Below are 21,828 nucleotides of genomic sequence, written 5' to 3'. Positions count from 1 at the left end.
ATTAAATAGTTATTGTTAGTTAGTTAGCTTTAACTAACTGTTCCCCATTATATTATTAGAAATGGTTATTGTCAACCGCTTTCCTGATTTTTCCGCTGAATATGTTCCATCTGCACTGGTATTTCTCTTAAGGCCCCTACGAAAAAACACAAGAGGCCTTAAGGAAATTATAAGTCAAATTTACTTCACCTACTCCATCTCCAGTTCAATTAGTTTATGTTCAAGTACATCCACAAGCCCCATATCAGTCAGCCCCAGATCCGGAACCGTCGGAAGGGAAATAAAACTTAAAGACATAAACGGGGCTTCCATCTCACAGCCCATATTTTTTGCATCCGCATTCAAAATATCCAGCTGTGACATCACTTCTTCGGCTGTTTTTTCGCTCATTAAGCCTCCAATCGGAAGCTCCATGCTGTTTAAAATCACACCGTCACAGGCTACGGAAAGCCCTCCATTCAGTCTGGCAACTTCATTTACTGCCACAGCCATATCTTCATCATTCGTCCCCACTACGACAATATTATGGTGATCATGGGACATGGAATATGCCAGCGCCCCTTTCTTCAGTTTAAATCCGCGGACAAATCCAACACCAACATTTCCATTTTTTCCATACCGCTCCACGACAGCAAGTTTAAGAATATCCTGATCTACATCCGTTAAAACTACACCATTTTTTACCTTCATCTCTTTTATGATATGACGGTTAATGATCTGCCTTGGAATCATATCAATTACATGAATATCCGTTGATCCATCTGTTTTCTTTGATGCTGCCCGGAAAGAATCTGAAGTAATCTTATGTTTCAGAATTACCGTATTTTTAATCCATTGGGGATAATCACTCACCCTGCATTCTTCCAGAAGTTCACCGTCTGCAGCAACCACCTTTCCCTCAAATATAACCGTGGTTGGTTTTACAATACGCCAGTCTTCCACAAGAATGATGTCCGCCAACCGCCCGGGAGTAATGCTTCCAATTTCGTCTTCCATGCGAAAATGCTTTGCCGTGTTAACCGTTGCCATTTGAATCGCTTCCATCGGATCCAGTCCCAGTTCCACAGCTCTTGATACATTATAGTTAATATGGCCCTCCACCTGTATCTCACGGGCATGCTTATCATCAGTGCAGAACATGATATTTGCAGTATCCAGCTGGTTGTCTACAATTCCCTTAACCAGTTCATCCACATTCCGCTCACTGCTTCCTTCCCGGATAAACACCTTCATTCCCACTTTCAGCCGTTCCAGCATTTCATTGGTATTTACACATTCATGGTCGTCGGATATTCCCGAAGAAGCATATACATTCAGTTCCTGCCCCAGACGTCCTATGGCATGTCCGTTCACCAGTTTCCTCCGTGAAAGAGTATCCGCTATCTTATGGAGATACTCATCTTTTACAAAGAGAATCTTTGATGGGTCCAGTTCTCCCAGACTGACGCTTTCTTCCCAATCCATGATTTCTGCCACTTCCTTTGCTCCAAGAACTGCTCCCGTCGTCTCAAGTCCTGGTGCGGTCGGAACACGGGAAGAGACCTCAATGAGCATTCTGTAGGGAAGACGGTTCATAGACTGGAGCATTGCCCTTAGTCCCTGCTCTCCTGCCACATTTGCAATTTCCATCAGATCTGCACATAGTGTGGTTGTTCCCTGGGGAACCACTACGGAAGCCAGCGCTTCCGGGGAAAGCATGGTGGATTCAAAGTGCATATGAGCGTCAATCAGCCCCGGCAGCGCATATTGTCCCTTACAATCCAGGACACGTTCCGATTCCAGGACTGCGTCAGGGTCGATGGACACAATTCTCTTGTTTTTAATATAGATATTGGTGGGATACACTTCACCTGAAAATACATTTACCAGTTTTACGTGTTCCAGCTTTAAATCGCAGGGATGCATTCCCAGACCTGCCTCAATTGTATTCTTAATTTCCTCAAATGTTCTCATGTTCATATCCTCCTATAAAATAATTTCCAGTATTAAATATACAATAAAGATAACCGTCAGCACCCATACCGTCTTTGTCATTTCCTTTGCCTTTCCCACGGCAACCTGCCCGATGGTATATCCAATTAAACCAAACAGGATTCCATATGCAATATTATAGGTAAATGGCATGAGGGCCACTGTGAGAAATACCGGCAGCGCGATGGAAACATCATCAAGGGGCAGTTTTCTTAATGGCTCTATCATAAATATTCCTACCATAACCAGGGCCGGTGCAGTTGCAATCGATGGAATCATAAGAAACAACGGTGATAAAAACAATGTGAACAAAAACAATACTCCCGTCACACAAGCAGTAAGGCCGGTTCTTCCGCCTTCGTTAATCCCGGTTGCACTTTCTGCTCCATAGATCGTCACCGTATTCGTTCCCAGCAGTGCCCCAACAGCCGCTCCTCCGGCACTTACAAACAGCGCCTTACCTGCGCATGGGATATTCCCCTTCTCATCCATCAGGCCAGCCTTTGATGAAACACCCAAAAGAACACCGATACTGTCAAACAGATCCACGAACAGGAAGCTGACAATAGCAAAAATTACTCCCAGCACCATTTCCGGTGTTCCTGAAAACAGCCCCTTTAACGTCAGCTTGCCAAAGGTAGGCGCCATAGCCGTCACCGGATTATCAAAGGATATGATGTTGTCCGGAATCACCGTATATGCAATTCCTGTCACCGGATCTTTAACCAGAATGCCGAGCGCAGTCACAGCCAGGATCCCGATCAATATCGCGCCTCTGACCTTCTTGATCACCAGGATTGCCGTAAGGAAAATCCCAAAGAGTGCTAGCAAGGCTCCAGGATTGGCTAAATCCCCCAGCGTCAGCAGTGTATCCGGGGAAGATGTAACGATTCCTGCCTGCATAAGCCCCGTAAAAGCGATAAAGAATCCAATTCCCGAACCCACGGAATGTTTGATGCAGTCCGGCATAGCATCCACAATCTTCTGCTGTACCTTAAATATGCTTAACAGCATAAACGTAATTCCTGATATCGCCACACAAGCTAAGGCATTCTGCCATGGAAGTCCAAGTGTATTGCACACATAATATGTAAAATAGGCATTTAGTCCCATAGCAGGTGCAAGGGCAAACGGCAGGTTCGCCCAGATTCCGATCCAGATACAGGCAATGGCCGATGCCACAGCGGTTGCCCAGAAAACTGCTTTTGTGTCCATTCCTGCTGCCGATAAGATTCCCGGATTAACTGCCACAATGTAGACACAGGTTAGAAATGTTGTGGTCCCCGCCAATATCTCTGTTCTAATATTGGTCCCTCTCTCGGAAAGATGAAAAAACTGATTCAGTTTGTCTCTCATAATATTATTTTCCCCTTATTTGTTATTATGATAATATGGTATTACCTTTATTATTCTTTAAAAAATAAAGTACTTACCAGCACTTTATTCTTTCACTAATTCTAATCTTCATATACATTCTTTACTCTTAGAAGGCTGAATTTTATGTACTTCGTATCATAAAACTCAGTATCGTAAATAACCGCTCTATTATCTTGATTGTAATTTATCCCATGAAATACCAAAACACTGTCGCACTCCATCTTCCGCCCGTAAACGGTTTCTTGCTCCATCTCCCTGCGGTTCATGGTTTCTATCCGGATTTTATCCCTAACAATAAAGCATCCGCCAAACTTTCTTAAGATATCAAAGGTGGACTTCCCTTCCACAGCCTCTCGTTTCAAATCATCTCCTGCCAAACTACATGCAAAACGGTCGATGCTGATAATGGCCGGATGTCCATCCGCTAGATAAATCTTTTCAATTTCATAGATTTCTTCCTCATCTTCCAGTTGAAGAATCCGTGCAATCTCAGCGTCAGCTTTCAATTTCCTAACATCCGCAACTTCAAAGGATGCTTTATAACCACAGGATTCAATCAGCCTTGAAAACTCTTCTCCCGGCATAAGATTCACTTGAATATTTAAAGCTTCCGGATTAACAAATGTTCCTCTTCCATGAATTCTTAGGACTATCCCCTCCTTCTCCAGTTCATCCAATGCCCGGCGCACTGTTACCCTGCTGACTCCAAGATTTAAAGACAGTTCATTCTCAGGCGGCAGCTTCGTATTTCCCCCTAAATCCAGACTTCGGATATACTTATAAAGATAATTCTTAACTGAGCTGCTTAAATTGGGTTTAATCATTGGGTGAAGTTCCATATTCTCTCTCGCTTTCATAAGGTATTACCATATTATCATTTTATCAGTATGGAGAAATTCTGTCAATATAGAATATAATTCAGATATTGTTGATGCTTTATTGTATATTATATACAACATTCAAGATGAATACATACATCATTTGCTCATTAGCTAAGTCAGGATTGGAGACAAGCTGTTTATATTTGTTTCCTATTGCAGGAGAACACTTTTTTTATTATAATTTTATCATGGGATGAGCAACCCGCTAACCGTAAGCAACCATGATAAGAAAGGACATGATATCCATGGAAAAAATAACGAGCTTTACCATCAACCATTTAAAACTTCTTCCAGGCATCTATGTTTCCCGCAAGGATCAGGCTGGAGACTCTGTCATTACCACATTTGATATCCGCATGACCCGCCCTAACTTTGAGCCTGTTATGAATACAGCGGAAATTCACACCATTGAGCATCTGGGAGCCACCTTCCTGCGTAACCACGAATTCTTTTCTTCCCGTATTTTGTACTTTGGACCCATGGGCTGCCGCACCGGCTTTTACCTTCTGCTGTCGGGTGATTACAAGTCCGGGGACATTGTCCCATTGATCACGGAAATGTATGAATTCATCCGGAATTTTGAAGGCGAGGTGCCAGGTGCAGCTGCAAGAGACTGCGGCAACTTCCTGGACATGAACCTTGGAATGGCAAAATACCTGGCTGGAAAATTCCTTGATACTGTACTGTATGGAATCGATGACGACCAGCTTATTTATCCTGAGGGCTAAGGGACGTCTATACCTGAATACTATGTTTCTTTATGACAAAAGCACCCTGTCTGACAACTTTCATTGTTAAGCAGGGTGCCTTATTTTATGATTATATCTGATCTTCTCTTTGCTTCATCTTCTCTTTCAATAATCCCAAAACTGCTGGAATAACGGAAATAAAAATGATACCAAATATAACAAATGTAAAGTTATGCTTTACTACAGGCAGATTTCCAAAGTAGTAACCACCCAAAGTAAACAGGGTGACCCAGGCCAGGCCACCGACTATATTATATGAAATGAATCTCATATACCTCATTTCACCTATTCCGGCAACAAATGGAGCAAAGGTACGAATAATAGGTATGAACCTTGCAATGATAATCGTTGCGGCACCGTATTTTTCATAGAACTTGCGAGTTTTTATCAGATGCTCTCTTTTTATGAATCTCAAATTTTCTTTTTCATATATCCTTCGTCCAATGGTTCTTCCAAGGGTATAATTTACAGTATCTCCAAGAACCGCAGCGAAACCATTGATCAGAAGCAATAGCTTAAGATCAAGGAAACCCAGGGCAGCAAAAGCACCTGACGCAAATAACAGGGAATCGCCTGGAAGAAACGGAGTCACAACCAGACCTGTTTCACAAAAAATAACAAAAAATAAAATTAAATAGGTTCCAACTCCGAAATGTTGGATTATCAAGTTCATATAGCTATCTAAATGAAGAATTACATCAATAAAATTTTTAATAATGTTCATCTTTATTTTCCACCTAAAGTATGTATTCGCTTTTGCTTAACTTGAATCCTTTATTCGTCAAAAATCTTCTCTTTTAAAACAAAAGAATTTTATCACAAAATCATATGCAAATCAAATGATTTAAACTTAAACTTCCAACTGCCGAAAAAAGAGGGCATATTTTGCCCTCTTTTTACCCTTCCTCCAATTCCTCCACCATCCGGTATCCAACACCCATTTCCGTAAGAATATACTGAGGCGCTCCTGGATTTTCTTCTATCTTTCGCCTTATATTCGCCATATTAACCCGAAGGGTATGGCTTTCATCGGTATAAACCCCCCATATTTCCCGAATGATGAAATCATGGGTAAGCACTTTGCCCGCATTTTTGGAGAGTAAAACCAATAATTTATATTCAATTGGCGTTAAATGGATTTTTTCTCCATCTTTGTATACGACCCGTTTGTTATAATCGATTTCCAGCGTCCCGACGATAAACACTTCATCTCTCAAGGCTTCTGCGGTTGCTGATTGAGGACTGTGCCGCATTGCTGTCCGTATTCGGGCAAGAAGTTCCGAGGTTCCGAATGGTTTTACGATGTAATCATCAGCTCCAAAATCAAGAGCCGCCACCTTTTCGCGTTCATGACCACGGGCGGAAACCACAATCACAGGAGTCTTAGACCATTGACGTATATTTTTTAATATCTCTACCCCATCAATATCCGGAAGACCCAGATCCAGAAGGATAATATCGGGAACATGGGAAGTAAATAGAGAAAGACCTTCCTTCCCTGTTTTGGCTTTTATCACCTGATAATCATTTGAAATCAGAATGGCAGATATAAAATTACAAATCGCTTCCTCATCTTCAATAATCAGCACCACTGGTTTTATATCCATATCTATTCACTTCCTTTCAAGGGCAGAGTGAAGCAGAATATCGTTCCTCCATCCTTTCTGTTTTCAGCCTCTAAGTTACCCTGATGCGCATTGACAATGGTTTTGCAGATAGACAAACCAATCCCCATTCCTCTGGAAGAATCAGCACTCCTGCTTTCATTGGGCTTATAACCTGTAAACAGATAGGGAAGATCTTCATTTGGAATTCCCCGCCCTCTGTCCATCACTTCAAATCTGGCCCATGTTCCTTCTCTCTCTAAACGGACCTCAATGGGAGAATCGGCTGGAGAATACTTTATGGCGTTCTCAAGAAGATTGATCAGCACCTGCACAATCAAGGTTCCATCCATTGGGACCTCTAAAAATTCCTCCGGGACATGAACAAGGATTTTACACTGGGGGAATCTTCGCTTGATACGGCTGACGGCTTCCCCTACAACCTCCTCCGCCGCCTCCGGGCTTTTCTTAAGATTGGAGGCATCTTCATTGAGCCGGGTCACGGAAAGCAGATTTTCCACCATCCGTATGAGCCATTGTGATTCCTCCTGTATGTTGGCGATCAGACTGCCCTGGGTATTTTCATCAAGCATTTTCCCATTTTCACGAATTACAGAGCTGGCACCTAAGATCCCTGCAAGAGGCGTGCGCAGATCATGGGATATTGCCCGCAAAAGGGTACTGCGCATCTTTTCTTTTTCCGACTCCACCATAATATTCCTCTGCTCATCAGAAAGGTGCTGCCGTTCCAGGGCCATTGCCACCTGAGAAGCGATCATACGTAAAAAGAGACGGGTATTATGGTCAAGATTACCTTTCCCACAGGAAATTCCCCATACAGCAAGAACCTTTCCCTGAGAGATCAAAGGCATATAAAATGCTGCCGCCCCCATCAGGGTATCGGTCCCCGCTCCTGCCCGCTTCTGGTTTAAGAATACCCAGTGGGCAACCGCCTTTTCATCGGCGAAGTTTAAGACATCGGAACCGATATCATCTGCTGCCTGCCTGACTTCACCATTCTCCCCATGTTCAGGATCCGTAGTGAAAAAGATGACAGAACGTTCAAACAGCTTGACCACATAGTCATTTGTAAGGTCCACGATCCGGTCAAGACCCCTTGTGGCAAGAAGCTTCTTATTGATTTCATACAGGATTTCAGTACGGTGTTCCCTCCTCACGGCCAGCCGGGCTTCCGCTTTCATGCGCACGGTCAAAGCGCTGGTTATTAAAGCAACTAAAAGCATGATGACAAAGGTCAGTGGATAACCGGATTGGATTGCGTTTAAAGTGAAATACGGCTCTGTAAAAAAGAAATTAAAGGTCAGCACGCTGACTGCAGAAGCAATAATTCCATACCAATACCCTTCCGTCATCCGGGAAACCAGTAAAACGGAGAAAATATAAACCATAATAATATTCTGGTTCATAATATTAAGTTTATGAAGCCAAAAGGACAACAGGGTGGCACCTCCTAAAATAGAGAGTGTTTTCACGGTGTCCGTCCATGTAAAATGAAACCTATCATATTTTATTTTTTTTCTTGGCTTTTTATAGTTGCGTTTGGCAACGCTCCCAGGTATGATGTGGATTTCTATGTTAGGCAAAAGGGAGATAAGCTTATCTTCAAAATCCATATCAAACAGATTCTTAAGCGTCTTTTTATTTCTGCTTTTTCCCACCACGATGTTTGTGATACCAGATAGCTTGGCGTATTCCGATACGGTGGCAGCAATATCATGTCCTGTTAAGTTAACAAGTTCAGCCCCAAGCTTCTCTGCTAAGTCCAGGTTCTCCCGGATGGTCTTTTGCTGCTGCGCAGTAAGCTCCTCACTTTCCGTACTCTCCACGTATAATGCGGCCCAGCTTGCGTGAAATGCTTCCGCCGCCCGTGCTGTCCACCGGATGCATTTTGCCGATGAAGGGGAGGCTCCGATACAGACAAGCAGCTTGGTATTAGCCATTTTATCGGATAAGCTCCGCTCACTCTGATTCTCTGAGCTGATCTTATCCGCAGCGCAGCGAAGGGCAATCTCCCGCAAAAGCCGCAGGTTCTCCAGTGTGAAAAAGTTCTGCATGGCCGTTTCTGCCCGGTCAGAGCGATAGATCTTTCCTCCTTCCAGGCGGCGCAGCAGTTCGTCCGGCTCAATATCCACCAGTTCAATTTTTTCTGCCCGGTCAAAGATATAATCCGGTACAGTTTCCCGGACCTGGACCTTTGTGATGTTCTCGATCACGTCATTTAAACTTTCCATGTGCTGAACATTCACAGTTGTATAAACATCGATCCCTGCCCCCAGAAGCTCTTCAATGTCCTGATAACGCTTTTTATTCCTTCCGCCCTCTGCATTGGTATGGGCCAGTTCATCCACAAGAATTAATTCCGGTTTAAGTTCCAGAGCCTTATCTAAGTCGAATTCCTTTAGCTCCATCTTGCGGTATGATACGGTTTTAGGCGGAAGCACCGGCAGACCATGCAGTTTCTGCATGGTCTCCGGACGGGTATGAGGTTCGATGTAGCCGACTAAAACGCCGATCCCGCTTTTTAAGCGTTCCTGAGCATCGTCAAGCATTGCATAGGTTTTTCCCACACCGGCAGCATATCCAAAAAATATTTTTAACCGTCCTGGCCTTTGGTCCCGATGCGTCTGAATTTCCTCTAAAATCGCGTCAGGGTCAGGTCTGTGATCAAATAATTCCATTCATATTCCACCACCTTACTATTTTGATATCATACCACTTTTTTTATCTTCAGCAAACCATCAAGAGCCAAATTCACCTTTAAAACATTGACACCCGGCTCGCCGATAAATCCAAGTAAGCGCCCCTTTGTACAGGTCTTAATAATACCTCTCACTTCATCCTCTGTCATATTCCTGGCGGCCGCAATCCTTGCCACCTGATACTCCGCCGCTTCAGGAGAAATATGAGGGTCAACGCCGCTTCCTGAGGCCGTAACTAAATCCATGGGAATCTCTTCCTGATTGCCGGGATCAAAGGAATGCCACCAGTTTATGCGCTCTAAAACCAGGGTTTGCTGTTCTTTGCTGACAGGTGAGAGGTTTGACACGCCAAGGGGTCTTCCAATCAGGTATTGGGGCTTTGTAAATTCCTGGGCCAGTAACTGGGATCCATATTCCTTCTGTGTTCCATCCTCTTGGGTGACAACGCTCATGCTCCCGTTCGCCTGATCCGGAAACAGAAGCTGGGCGGCCCCCGTGACTGCAGCCGTATAAATAATGCCGCACAATATGGTCATTAAACCAAAGCATACAACAGCGGCTCTGAATAATTTCTTGATTTTCATAGTTTCTATTTACCTCACACAAGACCGCACGCGGTCAGAATCAAATCTATCAGCTTGATTGCAAGAAAAGGTGCACAAATCCCGCCCAGGCCATAGACCAGCAGGTTCCTTGTCAGCAGCTTTTCAGCAGGCAGCTCCCGGTATTTTACCCCTCTAAGAGCCAGGGGAATCAGTGCAATAATGATCAGCGCATTATAAATGATCGCTGAAAGCATGGCACTTGCGGCGCTGGTCAGCCTCATAAAATTCAGGGCTTCCAGCTGGGGGTAAATGCCGAAAAACAATACTGGAATGATGGCAAAATACTTTGCTACATCGTTAGCCACACTAAAGGTCGTCAAAGAGCCTCTTGTCATTAAAAGCTGCTTACCGATCCGGACAATATCGATGAGCTTGGTTGGACTGGAATCTAAATCAACCATGTTCCCTGCCTCCTTGGCAGCCTGGGTTCCTGAATTCATAGCCACCGCAACATCTGCCTGTGCAAGGGCAGGAGCATCATTGGTACCATCTCCAGTCATGGCGACCAGATGGCCTTTGGCCTGGTAATCACGGATGAGGGCCAGTTTTGCTTCTGGTGTAGCTTCTGCAAGAAAGTCATCAACACCTGCCTCTGCAGCGATAGCTGCCGCAGTCATGGGATTGTCACCGGTGATCATAATGGTCTTGATGCCCATTTTTCGCAGATCTTCAAAGCGTTCTTTTACGCCATTTTTTACGATGTCCTTTAAATAGACTACTCCCATCACCTGATTGTTTTTTGCCACCACAAGAGGAGTGCCTCCTGCCTCCGCTATGCGCCTTACAAGCGTTTCACATTCTTCCGGGTAATTGCTTCCCTTTTCCATCACATACGCTTTGATGGTATCCGCAGCACCCTTCCGGATCTCGTTGCCCTGATAGTCGATGCCGCTCATCCTTGTTTTTGCTGTAAATTCCACAAAATTAGCGCCCAGGGCCGAAAGCTCCCGGCCCCGTATTCCAAACCGTTCCTTTGCCAGAACCACAATACTTCTTCCTTCCGCCGTCTGGTCCGCAAGAGAAGAAAGCTGGGCCGCATCGGCAAGCTCTTGCTCCGTGACGCCGGCCACCGGCAGAAATTCGCTGGCCTGGCGATTTCCCAGGGTAATGGTTCCGGTCTTATCAAGGAGCAGTACATCCACATCCCCGGCAGCTTCAATGGCCCGCCCGCTCATTGCCAGAACATTGGCCTGATTTAAGCGGCTCATGCCCGCAATGCCGATGGAAGATAGAAGCGCACCAATGGTAGTAGGCGCAAGGCATACCAAAAGGGCTATGACATTGGTGATGGAGATGGCAGAACCAGAGCCAGCCTGTAGGCTTGCAAAGCCGGTAAAGGGCCGTAGGGCTGCCGTAACCACAAGAAAGATGATGGTCAGGGTTATGAGTAAAATCTGCAAAGCCACTTCATTCGGCGTTTTCTTCCTGGCCGCACCTTCCACCATGGATATCATTTTATCCAGGAAGCTTTCTCCTGCTTCTGCCGTCACTTCTATGATCAGCCAGTCAGACACCAGGGTAGTTCCCCCTGTTACAGCACTTCGGTCGCCGCCGGATTCCCGGATGACCGGAGCTGATTCACCGGTAATAGCGCTTTCGTCCACAGAGGCCGCCCCATCGATTACTTCCCCATCCATTGGGACCTGCTCCCCTGCCCTGACGTATACGATATCTCCTTTTTTTAAGGTATTTGAAAGTACCTCTGTATAATCATCAATATTGGATGGAGTTCTCAGTTTCCTTGCCTTTACGTCCTTTTTGGCACTGCGCAGACTGTCTGCCTGTGCCCGTCCCCGCCCCTCTGCAATCGCTTCTGCAAAGTTTGCAAACAGGACGGTAAACCATAAAATCAGGGATATGGTTAAGGTATAACCCGAATTCTCATCCTTAAGCCCTGCAAAGGAAAGAAAATACAACACACCGGTCAAAACTGCTCCTATATAAACAACCAGCATAACAGGATTTTTCACCTGCACTCTGGGAGACAGCTTTACAAAGGACTGCCTCAGCGCATCATAAAAGATGCTTTTATCAACACTCTTTTTTTCCATTCTAATCACCTTCTGTCACTGCATTGTAAAGAAATCGGCAATCGGACCAAGGGCCAGCGCCGGCAAGAAACTCAGCGCGCCGATGATAAGGATAACTCCGATTAAAAGTCCTATAAATATGCCATTGCTGGTGGATAATGTGCCCTCGCTGACGGCTACAGCCTTTTTCTGGGCCATATTGCCGGCGAGGAAAATGACGGCTGTCATGGGAACGAACCGAACCATCAGCATAATGATTCCGCCTAAAATATTGGTAAACGGAGTATTTCCGTAAAACCCTCCAAAGGAACTGCCGTTGTTATTTGCCATGGAAGAAAAAGCATATAAAATCTCTGAAAATCCATGGGCTCCCGAATTGGTCAGCCATGACCGGGCGCCGGGCATAGAAACGGCGGCGGAGGTTCCTAAAAGCGTCATAAGCGGGGGAACAAGGACTATTAAGCAAACCATTTTCATATCAAAAGGTTCTACCTTCTTCCCCAGATACTCCGGAGTCCGGCCAACCATAAGGCCTGCAATAAATACGGTAAGAAGTACAAATGCAAGCATTCCATAAAGCCCGCTTCCCACGCCGCCAAATACAATTTCCCCAAGCTGCATAAGGAACATGGAAACCATTCCTCCAAGAGGAGTTAGGCTGTCGTGCATGGCGTTCACAGAGCCGTTTGATGCCGCCGTGGTCACCACGGCCCATAATGAGGAAGCACCAATCCCGTGAATTACCTCCTTGCCCTCCATACTGCCTGAAGCTGCTGCATAATCAAACACAGGCGCCGCAAACTGTTCGCTGACGGTTATGGCAGCAAGAGCTGCGACAAAAAAAATCATCATAGTAATATAAATTGACCTCCCCTGCCTGCCGTCTTTTACCGCCCTTCCAAAGCTTACGCAAAGTGCCGCAGGAATCAGCAGTATAGACAAAACCTGTATCAGGTTCGAGAGGACCGTTGGATTTTCAAGAGGAAACGCAGAGTTCATCCCAAAGAAGCCTCCTCCATTCGTTCCAAGCTGTTTGATTGCGATCTGGCTTGCCGCAGGGCCTAAGGGTATTGTCTGTAAGGCCCCATTTTCCAGCATGGCAACTTCTTTATAGGAGTCAAACGACTGAACTACCCCTTGGGAAACAAGCAGCAAAGCTACGAGAAAAGAAATTGGAATCAGGATATAAAGCGTGGACCTAACTAGGTCTGCCCAAAAATTCCCGATGGTATTTTTCTGTTTCAGGACAAATCCTCTGATCAAGGCAAAAAGGACGGCGATTCCCGTTGCTGCCGATACGAAGTTTTGGACGGCAAGGCCTGAAAACTGGGTGAAATAAGACAGGGTGGATTCGCCTGAATAAGACTGCCAGTTGGTGTTGGAAACAAAGCTTGCGGCAGTGTTAAAAGCCAGGTGCCAGCTGGTTCCTTTCATTCCCTCCGGATTAAATGGCAAAACCCCCTGCAGCATCAATAAACCGAAAAGAAAAACAAAGCCTGCTCCGTTAAATAAAAATACGGAAAGCGCATACTTTCCTGCGTTCATCTCCTCCTCGGCTTCAATGCCCATAAGCTTATAAATCCCCTTTTCCACAGGGGTAAGTGCAGGTGTCAAAAATACCCTTTGCCCTGTCATAACCTTGTATATATAAATACCCAAGGGAATGGACAATCCCACTAAAACAGCAATATAAAATATATCTTGCAAAACAATATGGCTCATAACTGATCACCTCGAAATAAAATATAAAATAAATAAATTAGCAATAAAACACCGATAATGCTTACAAACATCAAAACAGCTCCCATGATTTCCTCTCCTGATCCTTTTATTTTCCTTCTCCCTACGCTCACAATCATATCAGAGAAAAAATCAAGACGGTGTTAAAATGAAAAGGCGTCATGTCAAGAAGTTGTCAAGAATGAAAACCAAGTCTTTAATAAACAGGAATACCTAAATTAGTCTATTGAAAACAAACAAGAATGTTCTCTCATAAAACAGAAAATAATAAGTACAAAAAGAGGACAATCAAGATTGATTGCCCTCAAAACATCATACTATTGATTATTTTTTCCCTATAAACACCACGATCGACCTGGGCGGAACAAGAAACCGTTTCCCTTCTGCCGCAGGCTCCTTCCCTTCCGGGTATATACCGTTTAATTCTCCTTTATCCGTATGAAAGACCACATGCCATTGCTCCTTCTTAGGCAGATTAGGAAGATCGAATTCGTGAGGCTCCCAGTGCATGTTATAAGCCACATAAAAGTTGTTGTCAGCAGTCCCATCTGGTTTTCTTCCATATTCGCCACAGTAAAAGATCCCAAGCTGACGACGGAAGTTATCAAATTCCGGGCACCAGGCCTTCACTCCATGATAGGAAACATCCGGAAACCCGCATGCTAAATAGTCCATGATCCTCGGCTCCTTTAGCATATGGAACACGGGATGAGCCTTTCGAAAGGCGATCACTGCCTTTACAAATTCCAGAATATCCTGATTGGTCTTAACCAGATTCCAGTTCAGCCATGACACCTCATTATCCTGACAATATGCATTATTATTGCCTGACTGGGAATTTCCGAATTCATCTCCAGCCATAATAAGGGGTGTTCCCTGACTCAAAAGTAAGAGAAGGAATGCGTTTCGCAGCTGCTTTTTCCGAAGTTCCAGTACCTTTTTCCGTTTTGTGGGTCCTTCGACTCCGCAGTTCCAGGAATAATTATAGGGACTGCCATCCTGGTTTTTCTCCCCGTTTTCCTCATTGTGCTTGGTATCATAGGACACCATATCCATCATGGAAAATCCATTGGTATTGGCCATATAATTAATAACACCGGACCCGGCCGGATTACTCCTGGTGCGGAAGGCAAGGTTTTTCATCTGTTCCTCGTCTCCTTTTAATACCCGGCGCATATCTACCAGAAAACCGTCGTTATACTCTCCTAAGTGCTTAACCTTTCCTTCATAGGCCGGATCCCATGAGACTGCAAACATTTTGATCCGGCTTAAATAGGGATCCCGCTCAAGGATGTCCAGGGGTGGAGTTCCCACCAGATGAATCCCGTCCACATGAAATTCATACACCCAAAACCGGACCACATCAAGTACAAAAGAGGGTGCCTCCTTTCCGGTAAAGAAAAGCTCTACAATCAATTCCAGTCCTTCCTTATGAAGAGCCTTCACAAGGCCTTTAAATTCCAAAGACGGATTCTTTTCTGAGGCATAGGAAGTCTTAGGAGCAAAATAATTCCCTGATGTATATCCCCAATAATTTAATTTTCCAACAGGCTTATCCACACCAAAAGGGTTCCCTTGCACATGTTCCTGCATGATGACCTCGGAAAATTCATTTACCGGCATCAGTTCCAGCGCAGTAATGCCAAGCTCCTTCAAGTAAGGGATCTTTTCCCGTATGGCATCAAAGGTCCCTCGGTTCTTCACTTTGGAGGAGGCGTGTTTTGTGAACCCCCGGTTATGGAGTCTGTATATGATGCTGTCCTCATATGGAATCTGAGGAAGCTTGTCCGTTTCCCAATCAAAATCATCAAACTCAATGGGAGTTCTTAAAAGGGTTGAAGCGTGTTCAAAATCCCCCCATACCTCCCGTCCGGTAAAACGCTTTCCATAAGGATCAGAAAACAGCTTTCCATCGATTTCAAAGCAGTATTCCAGATTTTCAAAATCCTCTCCCAGAATGGACATGCTCCATACATCACCCTTTCTGGACCCTGCAGGAAAGGAAATGGTCTGGACCGGATTTTCTTCTCCCGCCTTAAAGAGAAGGACCCTGCATTCCTCTCCTTGTGCAGCCACACACAGGCGGATTCCGCCGGATACCTTTGAAAGCCCCATAGAATAGATTCCCATCTCATGCTTTGCAATCTTGTACTGTTCCATATCGCTTATCTCCTCCGTCACTTGATCCGATCCCAGAATCGTTCCTGCAGACTTTTATAGTGCTTCCTATTGATTCTCAATCTGTTCTGCCAGGTCGTTTAGATACATCCAACGCTCCATTTTCTCTTCCAGCAGCCTTTCCTGCTCTGTCTTTTCCTCCATCAATGCATTCAGTCTGCTGTAATCTCTGGCAGCTTCTCCTATCTGACTGTCCAGAGCTTCGATCTTTTCTTCCAGGGCCGCCAAATCCTCCTCTATGGTATCCCATTCCCTCTGTTCCTTAAAGGAAAATTTAAGCTTCCGTTCTCCCCTTGGTTTTTCCTTGGTCTTTTTTTCCGTTGCTTCCGAATTTTTTGCTGCTTCCTCAGCCTGGCCTGGAAGGCCTTCCGGGTATTTCTCCTGAAATGCCGCCTGATAATCGGTAAAGCCTCCCTCATACTGAGTCACCTTACCCTGGCCCTCAAATGCAAAGATCCGGCGCACTACCCGGTCAAGAAAATAGCGGTCATGGGAAACCGTGACCACAATCCCCTGAAAGCTGTCAAGATAATCCTCTAAGATCGTTAGCGTCTGGATATCCAGATCATTGGTCGGCTCGTCAAGCAAAAGCACATTCGGCGCTTCCATCAAAATCCTAAGCAGATAAAGCCTTCTTTTCTCCCCGCCGGATAGTTTGCTGACAGTAGTATATTGAACGCTTGAAGGAAACAGAAAGCGTTCCAGCATCTGAGAGGCACTAACACTACCATCCTTTGTCTTTACATACTCTGCCACGTTTCGGATGTAGTCGATGACCTTTACACTCCCATCCATGTCTTCGCTTTCCTGAGAAAAATATCCCATTTTTACGGTCTGCCCTACGGTAACCGTTCCGGCGTCAGGCTCCAGCCACCCTGCAATGATCTTCATTAAGGTGGATTTACCGCTTCCGTTAGGACCGATGATGCCAATTCGGTCATTTTTTAGAAAAACATAGGTAAAGTCCTTCATCAATACCTTTTCCCCAAAGGCTTTGGTGATGTCATTGACCTCCACTGTAGTCCGCCCCAGGCGGCTTGAAACAGAATCCAGCTCTACCGCCTGGTCGATCTTAATCCCCTCCTGGTCACGAAGGGTCTCATAACGCTGGATATGGGCCTTTTGCTTGGTAGAACGCGCTCTGGCTCCCCGCTGCATCCACTCCAGCTCCACTCTAAGGATGGACTGGCGTTTCCGCTCTGTAGCCGCCTCCATGTCCATACGATCTGCTTTCAGCTTTAAATAGCCCTCATAATTCTCCTGATAATTGTAAAGCTTTCCCTTATCCAGCTCCACAATCCGGTTGGTAACGCTATCTAAAAAATACCGGTCATGGGTTACCATCAAAAGCGCCCCTCTAAAACGCTTTAAATAATCCTCCAGCCAGTCCGCCATGCTGCTGTCTAAATGGTTGGTTGGCTCGTCAAGGACCAGCAAGTCGGTATTCCCAAGAAGGACACTGACTAATGCCACCCGTTTTCTCTGTCCCCCTGATAAGGTCTCCACCTTAGAATCAAAGTCCATAAATCCCAGTCTGGTCAGCATGGCCTTTGCCTGGCTTTCTAAATCCCAGACATGCTCATGCCCTTCATTGTCCCGGACAATGCTTTCTAAAATGGTATCGCCTTCATGGAAAACCGGATTCTGGGAAAGAAAACGGATATCTAAATTCCGCCCCTTTACCACGGTCCCCTGATCCGGCTCTTCAAGACCTGCCACGATCCGAAGCAATGTGGATTTCCCGGTTCCGTTAATGCCGATCAGCCCGATCTTATCTCCTTCATTGATACTGAAACTGGTATCATCAAAAAGCAGACGTTCTGTATATGATTTTATTAAATGTTCAATGGTCAGTAAATTCATTCCTTATCGTTCTCTCCTGTCTGGTACTCTCTAACGGATCACTAGCTCCACAGGGCAGTGGTCGGAGCCTAGGACCTGGGTATGGATATCCGCACTTATAAGCCTGTCCTCTAAGCTTTCTGAAACGCAGAAATAGTCAATACGCCAGCCTGCATTTTTCTGCCTGGCGCTAAACCGGTAAGACCACCAGGAGTAAACGCCTTCCAACTCCGGATAGAAATAACGGTATGTGTCAATAAAACCATTTTTCAAAAGGAGAGTAAACTTCTCTCTTTCTTCATCGGTAAAGCCTGCATTTTTTCGGTTGGTTTTAGGATTCTTCAAATCGATTTCCTTATGAGCCACATTTAAATCTCCGCAGAAAATCACCGGCTTATTCTCTTCCAGTTTTTTTAGATAAGCAAAGAAAGCCTCCTCCCATGTCATCCGGTAAGGAAGTCGGGCAAGCTCATTCTGGGAATTAGGGGTATAACAGGTAACCACATAGTATTCCGGATATTCAGCTGCAATCACCCGGCCTTCCTTGTCATGCTCCTCTACGCCGATTCCATAAGCCACTGACAAAGGCATCTCCTTCGTAAATATGGCAGTCCCTGAATAACCTTTCTTTTCCGCATAATTCCAGAACTGATGATACCCGGGAAGTTCAAGTTCGATCTGTCCCTCCTGGAGCTTACTTTCCTGGATACAAAATACATCTGCATCCACTTCGTTAAAATAATCCAAAAAGCCTTTCTCCACGCAGGCGCGAAGGCCGTTTACATTCCAAGAAATCATTTTTTTCATTGTTTTTCACCTCTTATAAAAGATAGAACTAGTATATCATTTTCCCGTTGGCGAATCCACTTTTTTTGAGATATTCTAATAACATTACAACTCGAGGGTGTCTCAAAGGTGTTTTTCCTTTAAGACACCCTCGATCAGGTTCTTATCCTATCTTATTATCTCACTCTCTCACCTTTTGCTTTATCCTGCCACTTCTTCCGTTCCACGAACCGTCCCATAAAAAAGGCCAGGACACCTACTCCGATACCGGTCTGGATACAAAAAAGAAGGCTTTCTACTTCTCCGGGAAGTTCCCCATCAATAAAGGTTTCCATGATCGGTGTAAACCATGGCTCATATTCCGTTCCCTGAATCTCCGATATCATCTGGCTTCCAGCATCATCAGAACCGCCGAATTCGGCTCCCTTTATAGCAAAAAGGGGAACCGCTGCAATCAGAAAGGCTAAAATCAGAAGAGTTGCTACGATCTTTTTGTTTTGGCTGGTCATATTACTGAACCTCCTTTGAAAATCCAACTGCCTTAAGCTCCGGAAGGGCATAAGTTTCGAGGGTGATGATGATCACTGTGGTTAGGATTCCCTCAATAATTGCAAGAGGAAGCTGAGTCGGAGCGAATACTCCTAAAAACTTAACAGCAGAAGCAAAGATGCCGCCTGTTTCCGAAGGATAAGCAAGCGCAAGCTGAATGGCAGTCACACAATATGTAAACAGATCGCCGATCATCGCGGCAAGGAAAATGCTGACCAGTTTATTTACCTTCAGCATTTTTAATAATTTATAAATTCCAAAAGACACGAACGGTCCTGCAATTGCCATGGAAAAAGTATTGGCGCCCAGCGTCGTAAGACCGCCGTGGGCCAGTAATATGGCCTGGAATATCAGCACGATCATTCCCAGAATGCTGACCGCAGACGGCCCGAATAAAAGGGCTCCAAGGCCGGTTCCTGTCATATGGGAACAGCTTCCGGTTACAGACGGGATCTTTAAGGATGATATGACAAAAATAAAAGCTCCCGACATAGCCAGTATGGTGATGGTTTTCCTGTTCTCCTGAAGCCTCTTCCTGATGGAGAAAAATCCTGCTGCCAAAAATGGCACACAAACAGCTCCCCAGGCAATGCAGTACCCCACAGGAAGATATCCCTCCATAATGTGCATTCCATAAGCACTTGGAACAATTCCAAAGGCCAGAGCAAATGCGATAACTAGTTTCATGACTCTTTTTTCTTTCTTACTCATTTTCATTCTCCTTTCCGTTTTCCCACCCAGCTTTTTGGGTATAAAGGTATACCCGAAGGGTGTTCCAATAAAATAAGCACCAAATTCCGATGATTCCCACTCATCAGACCGGCGCTCACAGGGTAAATCTTTGTACAACAAAAAGACTTCCCGGCATCCGGTCATCGCTCGTAACCAGATGCGTCGCAAAGCGAAAGGCAGGTCTTCTGACTCGTGTATCTTCACAACAGCTCTTCTTCCCGGTTTCCCAGTGATTTATTGAGCTCTGCTCCACACTTACAGCGGCGGGACCGTAAGGGATTTGCACCCTTTTCCCTATTATCCTGCGGAGAATTTTCACAGGCACCTTTCACATGATACGTTAGTATTGTAGCTGTTTAGTACATTCCTGTCAATTTCTTTGTATTTTCAAGAGCATTTCCAGCTCTCCGGCATCTCTGGGCGGGTCCCCGCCTACTTCTAAAATGTGGTGACTCACCAGGCTGTTATAAACTTCCAAGAGAACCGGCCTTTTTAAATTAGCCTGATTTAATACTTCATCATCCTCGAACACTTCTCTTATCGGGCCGTCCGCAATAATGCGTCCCCCAGCAAAAATTACCGCCCGGTCTGCAAAACGATAGGCAAAATCCACATCATGGGTTGAAATCAAAAGAGTTTTCCCCATTTCATTCATCTTATCCAGAACACCTTCCAGCATTTCCACATTGACCGGATCCAAAGAGGCCGTTGGCTCGTCAAATATAACAACCTCGGATTCCATGGCAATGATATCCGCTATACTGACACGCTTTTTCTCTCCTCCGCTTAAATAGTGAGGCGGCCGGTCCCTCATCGAACCTAAATTCATGTATTCCAGTGCATCCTCTACCCGTTTCTTCACTTCCTCTCTTGGAAGCTTTAAATTCATAGGGCCAAAGGACACCTCTGCAAACACTGTGGAAGCAATGATTTGATTGTCTGCGTCCTGGAAGACGATTCCTACATTTTTTCTCAACTCATTTAAATCCTTTTTCCCAATCTCTTTCCCACGGTAAAGAATCCTTCCGGAATCCGGTCGGTATACCCCGTTTAAATTAAGAAAGCAGGTGGATTTCCCAGCACCGTTAGAACCGAGAACCACGATTTTCTCTCCCTTTCTCACGGTGATATTGATATCCCTTAATACTTCTTTGCCCTGTCCATAAGAATAGCACAGGTCTTCTGCCTGCAAAAGAATTTCCTCCATCTTCCCTCACCTCCTTCTTCTGTTGTTACTGTTCCATAAACAGGTTAAACCACCAGACGCACCCAAATTAGGACCATAAAATAACAGGCCGCCGTCCAAAGCTGCCATCCCTTTACCTTTTTTTCCTCCTCAAGAAACAAAAGCTCTCCGTCATAACAACGGGCGATCAGTGCATCATAATAGGTATTAGCCTTTTTTAAGGAAACCACGAACAAATTTCCCGCCGTGCTACCGAAGGAGCGGCAGGAAGTCTTAAAATCGCAGTAACCCAGCCTTGACTCGGCTGCCTGCTTCATGTAACACTGGGTATCCATCATCACAAAGATAAACCGGTATATCATGTTCATCAGCTCCAGAATTATTTTGGGAACATGAAGCTTCCGGAACACGCAGATGATCTCACTTGCAGGAGTGGAAAGCACCAGCATGTACATGGCACTTAAGGCAGCAAGCGCCTTTAAGATCAGTCCTAAAGCCAGCGCTGGTCCACCTTCCGTCAGGTACAGGTAAACTCCATGAACAGAAATAAGCACCCGTCCATGAGGCACTGACGATAAGTCGATGACAATAGCTGCTGTCCCTAAAAGGAGAAATGCAAGAGGAATCTTTAAGAGGGCCATATAATTTTTCCAGGGAACGCCCCCTGTAAATATGGTGATTGCGGCCATGGTTAAAAGCACCAGAACAGACACCTTCCTATCATTCGCTCCAATACAAAAGAGCAGGGAGGCCACCGCCGTCACCGCCTTAAACTGAGGGTTCCAGCCCCTCATACGGGAAGCATACGCATAATAATCGATGGTATCAATCGTTCTCACCTCCTTTCCATGTTTCTGCCCATGTTTTTCGGGCACAGC

17 protein-coding genes and 1 riboswitch are annotated in these 21,828 nt (G+C 45.2%); of the genes, 1 reads left to right on the top strand and 16 read right to left on the bottom strand.

Going from position 1 to position 21,828, the window contains the following annotated elements; all coding sequences use genetic code 11:
- Nucleotides 1–189: 189 nt before the first annotated feature.
- The 3 genes from ade to ACHZES_RS15630 form a co-directional block, all read right to left on the bottom strand.
- A complete protein-coding gene (ade, locus tag ACHZES_RS15640; protein ID WP_395547163.1) occupies nt 190–1,953 on the bottom strand; it encodes an adenine deaminase in 1,764 nt (587 codons plus the stop codon).
- A gap of 12 nt (nt 1,954–1,965) precedes the next feature.
- The gene (locus ACHZES_RS15635) at nt 1,966–3,327 is read right to left on the bottom strand and encodes an NCS2 family permease (protein WP_395547164.1); all 1,362 of its coding nucleotides are present in this window, start codon (nt 3,325–3,327) and stop codon (nt 1,966–1,968) included.
- Nucleotides 3,328–3,428: 101 nt separating this feature from the next.
- Nucleotides 3,429–4,205 (bottom strand): GntR family transcriptional regulator, encoded by a 777-nt coding sequence (locus ACHZES_RS15630; protein WP_242843012.1) that lies wholly within the window; start codon nt 4,203–4,205, stop codon nt 3,429–3,431.
- A gap of 269 nt (nt 4,206–4,474) precedes the next feature.
- Between ACHZES_RS15630 and ACHZES_RS15625 the strand changes: the two genes are divergently transcribed.
- Nucleotides 4,475–4,957 carry an S-ribosylhomocysteine lyase gene (locus ACHZES_RS15625; protein ID WP_395547165.1) on the top strand — a complete coding sequence of 161 codons (483 nt, stop codon included), beginning with the start codon at nt 4,475–4,477 and terminating at the stop codon, nt 4,955–4,957.
- Nucleotides 4,958–5,048: 91 nt separating this feature from the next.
- Here ACHZES_RS15625 and ACHZES_RS15620 read toward each other — a convergent pair whose 3' ends face one another.
- The 13 genes from ACHZES_RS15620 to cbiQ form a co-directional block, all read right to left on the bottom strand.
- The gene (locus ACHZES_RS15620; RefSeq protein ID WP_395547166.1) at nt 5,049–5,702 is read right to left on the bottom strand and encodes a DedA family protein; all 654 of its coding nucleotides are present in this window, start codon (nt 5,700–5,702) and stop codon (nt 5,049–5,051) included.
- A gap of 172 nt (nt 5,703–5,874) precedes the next feature.
- Nucleotides 5,875–6,585 (bottom strand): response regulator, encoded by a 711-nt coding sequence (locus tag ACHZES_RS15615; RefSeq protein ID WP_395547167.1) that lies wholly within the window; start codon nt 6,583–6,585, stop codon nt 5,875–5,877.
- A gap of 2 nt (nt 6,586–6,587) precedes the next feature.
- A complete protein-coding gene (locus ACHZES_RS15610; protein WP_395547168.1) occupies nt 6,588–9,281 on the bottom strand; it encodes a DUF4118 domain-containing protein in 2,694 nt (897 codons plus the stop codon).
- Between the two features lie 29 nt (nt 9,282–9,310).
- Nucleotides 9,311–9,886 carry a potassium-transporting ATPase subunit C gene (locus tag ACHZES_RS15605; RefSeq protein WP_395547169.1) on the bottom strand — a complete coding sequence of 192 codons (576 nt, stop codon included), beginning with the start codon at nt 9,884–9,886 and terminating at the stop codon, nt 9,311–9,313.
- Between the two features lie 14 nt (nt 9,887–9,900).
- Entirely contained in the window at nt 9,901–11,958 is a 2,058-nt protein-coding gene (gene kdpB, locus ACHZES_RS15600) for a potassium-transporting ATPase subunit KdpB (RefSeq protein WP_038276821.1), read from the bottom strand.
- Nucleotides 11,959–11,973: 15 nt separating this feature from the next.
- Nucleotides 11,974–13,659, bottom strand: a complete 1,686-nt coding sequence (gene kdpA, locus ACHZES_RS15595; protein ID WP_395547170.1) for a potassium-transporting ATPase subunit KdpA — start codon at nt 13,657–13,659, stop codon at nt 11,974–11,976.
- 342 nt (nt 13,660–14,001) lie between these two features.
- Nucleotides 14,002–15,837, bottom strand: a complete 1,836-nt coding sequence (locus ACHZES_RS15590; RefSeq protein WP_395547172.1) for an alpha-amylase family glycosyl hydrolase — start codon at nt 15,835–15,837, stop codon at nt 14,002–14,004.
- 66 nt (nt 15,838–15,903) lie between these two features.
- Nucleotides 15,904–17,718, bottom strand: coding sequence for an ABC-F family ATP-binding cassette domain-containing protein (locus ACHZES_RS15585; protein ID WP_395547173.1), 1,815 nt, complete (start codon nt 17,716–17,718; stop codon nt 15,904–15,906).
- A 30-nt stretch (nt 17,719–17,748) separates the two neighbouring features.
- Entirely contained in the window at nt 17,749–18,504 is a 756-nt protein-coding gene (locus ACHZES_RS15580) for an exodeoxyribonuclease III (protein ID WP_038285195.1), read from the bottom strand.
- A 155-nt stretch (nt 18,505–18,659) separates the two neighbouring features.
- Nucleotides 18,660–18,992: an energy-coupling factor ABC transporter substrate-binding protein gene (locus ACHZES_RS15575; protein ID WP_038285197.1), complete on the bottom strand. Its 333-nt coding sequence runs from the start codon at nt 18,990–18,992 to the stop codon at nt 18,660–18,662.
- Between the two features lies 1 nt (nt 18,993).
- Nucleotides 18,994–19,743 carry an energy-coupling factor ABC transporter permease gene (locus tag ACHZES_RS15570; protein WP_038285200.1) on the bottom strand — a complete coding sequence of 250 codons (750 nt, stop codon included), beginning with the start codon at nt 19,741–19,743 and terminating at the stop codon, nt 18,994–18,996.
- A 178-nt stretch (nt 19,744–19,921) separates the two neighbouring features.
- A riboswitch (cobalamin riboswitch) is annotated at nt 19,922–20,108 on the bottom strand.
- A gap of 26 nt (nt 20,109–20,134) precedes the next feature.
- Nucleotides 20,135–20,971 (bottom strand): energy-coupling factor ABC transporter ATP-binding protein, encoded by an 837-nt coding sequence (locus ACHZES_RS15565; RefSeq protein ID WP_395547174.1) that lies wholly within the window; start codon nt 20,969–20,971, stop codon nt 20,135–20,137.
- Nucleotides 20,972–21,015: 44 nt separating this feature from the next.
- Complete coding sequence (gene cbiQ, locus ACHZES_RS15560) at nt 21,016–21,825, bottom strand: cobalt ECF transporter T component CbiQ (RefSeq protein ID WP_395547175.1); 810 nt, start codon at nt 21,823–21,825, stop codon at nt 21,016–21,018.
- Nucleotides 21,826–21,828: the final 3 nt, after the last annotated feature.

The sequence above is a fragment of the Lacrimispora sanguinis genome, assembly GCF_044987295.1.
Taxonomy (GTDB): Bacteria; Bacillota; Clostridia; order Lachnospirales; family Lachnospiraceae; genus Lacrimispora; species Lacrimispora celerecrescens_B.
The sequence above is the reverse complement of the archived record's forward strand: the minus strand, read 5'-3'. Positions and strand labels throughout refer to the sequence as shown.

Coding starts and splice junctions, on each gene's coding strand:
- ACHZES_RS15575 (WP_038285197.1), bottom strand. CDS start 18,992: ATGACCAGCCAAAACAAAAAGATCGTAGCAACTCTTCTGATTTTAGCC.
- ACHZES_RS15590 (WP_395547172.1), bottom strand. CDS start 15,837: ATGGAACAGTACAAGATTGCAAAGCATGAGATGGGAATCTATTCTATG.
- ACHZES_RS15635 (WP_395547164.1), bottom strand. CDS start 3,327: ATGAGAGACAAACTGAATCAGTTTTTTCATCTTTCCGAGAGAGGGACC.
- ACHZES_RS15585 (WP_395547173.1), bottom strand. CDS start 17,718: ATGAATTTACTGACCATTGAACATTTAATAAAATCATATACAGAACGT.
- ACHZES_RS15610 (WP_395547168.1), bottom strand. CDS start 9,281: ATGGAATTATTTGATCACAGACCTGACCCTGACGCGATTTTAGAGGAA.
- ade (WP_395547163.1), bottom strand. CDS start 1,953: ATGAGAACATTTGAGGAAATTAAGAATACAATTGAGGCAGGTCTGGGA.
- kdpB (WP_038276821.1), bottom strand. CDS start 11,958: ATGGAAAAAAAGAGTGTTGATAAAAGCATCTTTTATGATGCGCTGAGG.
- ACHZES_RS15630 (WP_242843012.1), bottom strand. CDS start 4,205: ATGAAAGCGAGAGAGAATATGGAACTTCACCCAATGATTAAACCCAAT.
- ACHZES_RS15625 (WP_395547165.1), top strand. CDS start 4,475: ATGGAAAAAATAACGAGCTTTACCATCAACCATTTAAAACTTCTTCCA.
- kdpA (WP_395547170.1), bottom strand. CDS start 13,659: ATGAGCCATATTGTTTTGCAAGATATATTTTATATTGCTGTTTTAGTG.
- ACHZES_RS15620 (WP_395547166.1), bottom strand. CDS start 5,702: ATGAACATTATTAAAAATTTTATTGATGTAATTCTTCATTTAGATAGC.
- ACHZES_RS15580 (WP_038285195.1), bottom strand. CDS start 18,504: ATGAAAAAAATGATTTCTTGGAATGTAAACGGCCTTCGCGCCTGCGTG.
- ACHZES_RS15565 (WP_395547174.1), bottom strand. CDS start 20,971: ATGGAGGAAATTCTTTTGCAGGCAGAAGACCTGTGCTATTCTTATGGA.
- ACHZES_RS15570 (WP_038285200.1), bottom strand. CDS start 19,743: ATGAGTAAGAAAGAAAAAAGAGTCATGAAACTAGTTATCGCATTTGCT.
- ACHZES_RS15615 (WP_395547167.1), bottom strand. CDS start 6,585: ATGGATATAAAACCAGTGGTGCTGATTATTGAAGATGAGGAAGCGATT.
- ACHZES_RS15605 (WP_395547169.1), bottom strand. CDS start 9,886: ATGAAAATCAAGAAATTATTCAGAGCCGCTGTTGTATGCTTTGGTTTA.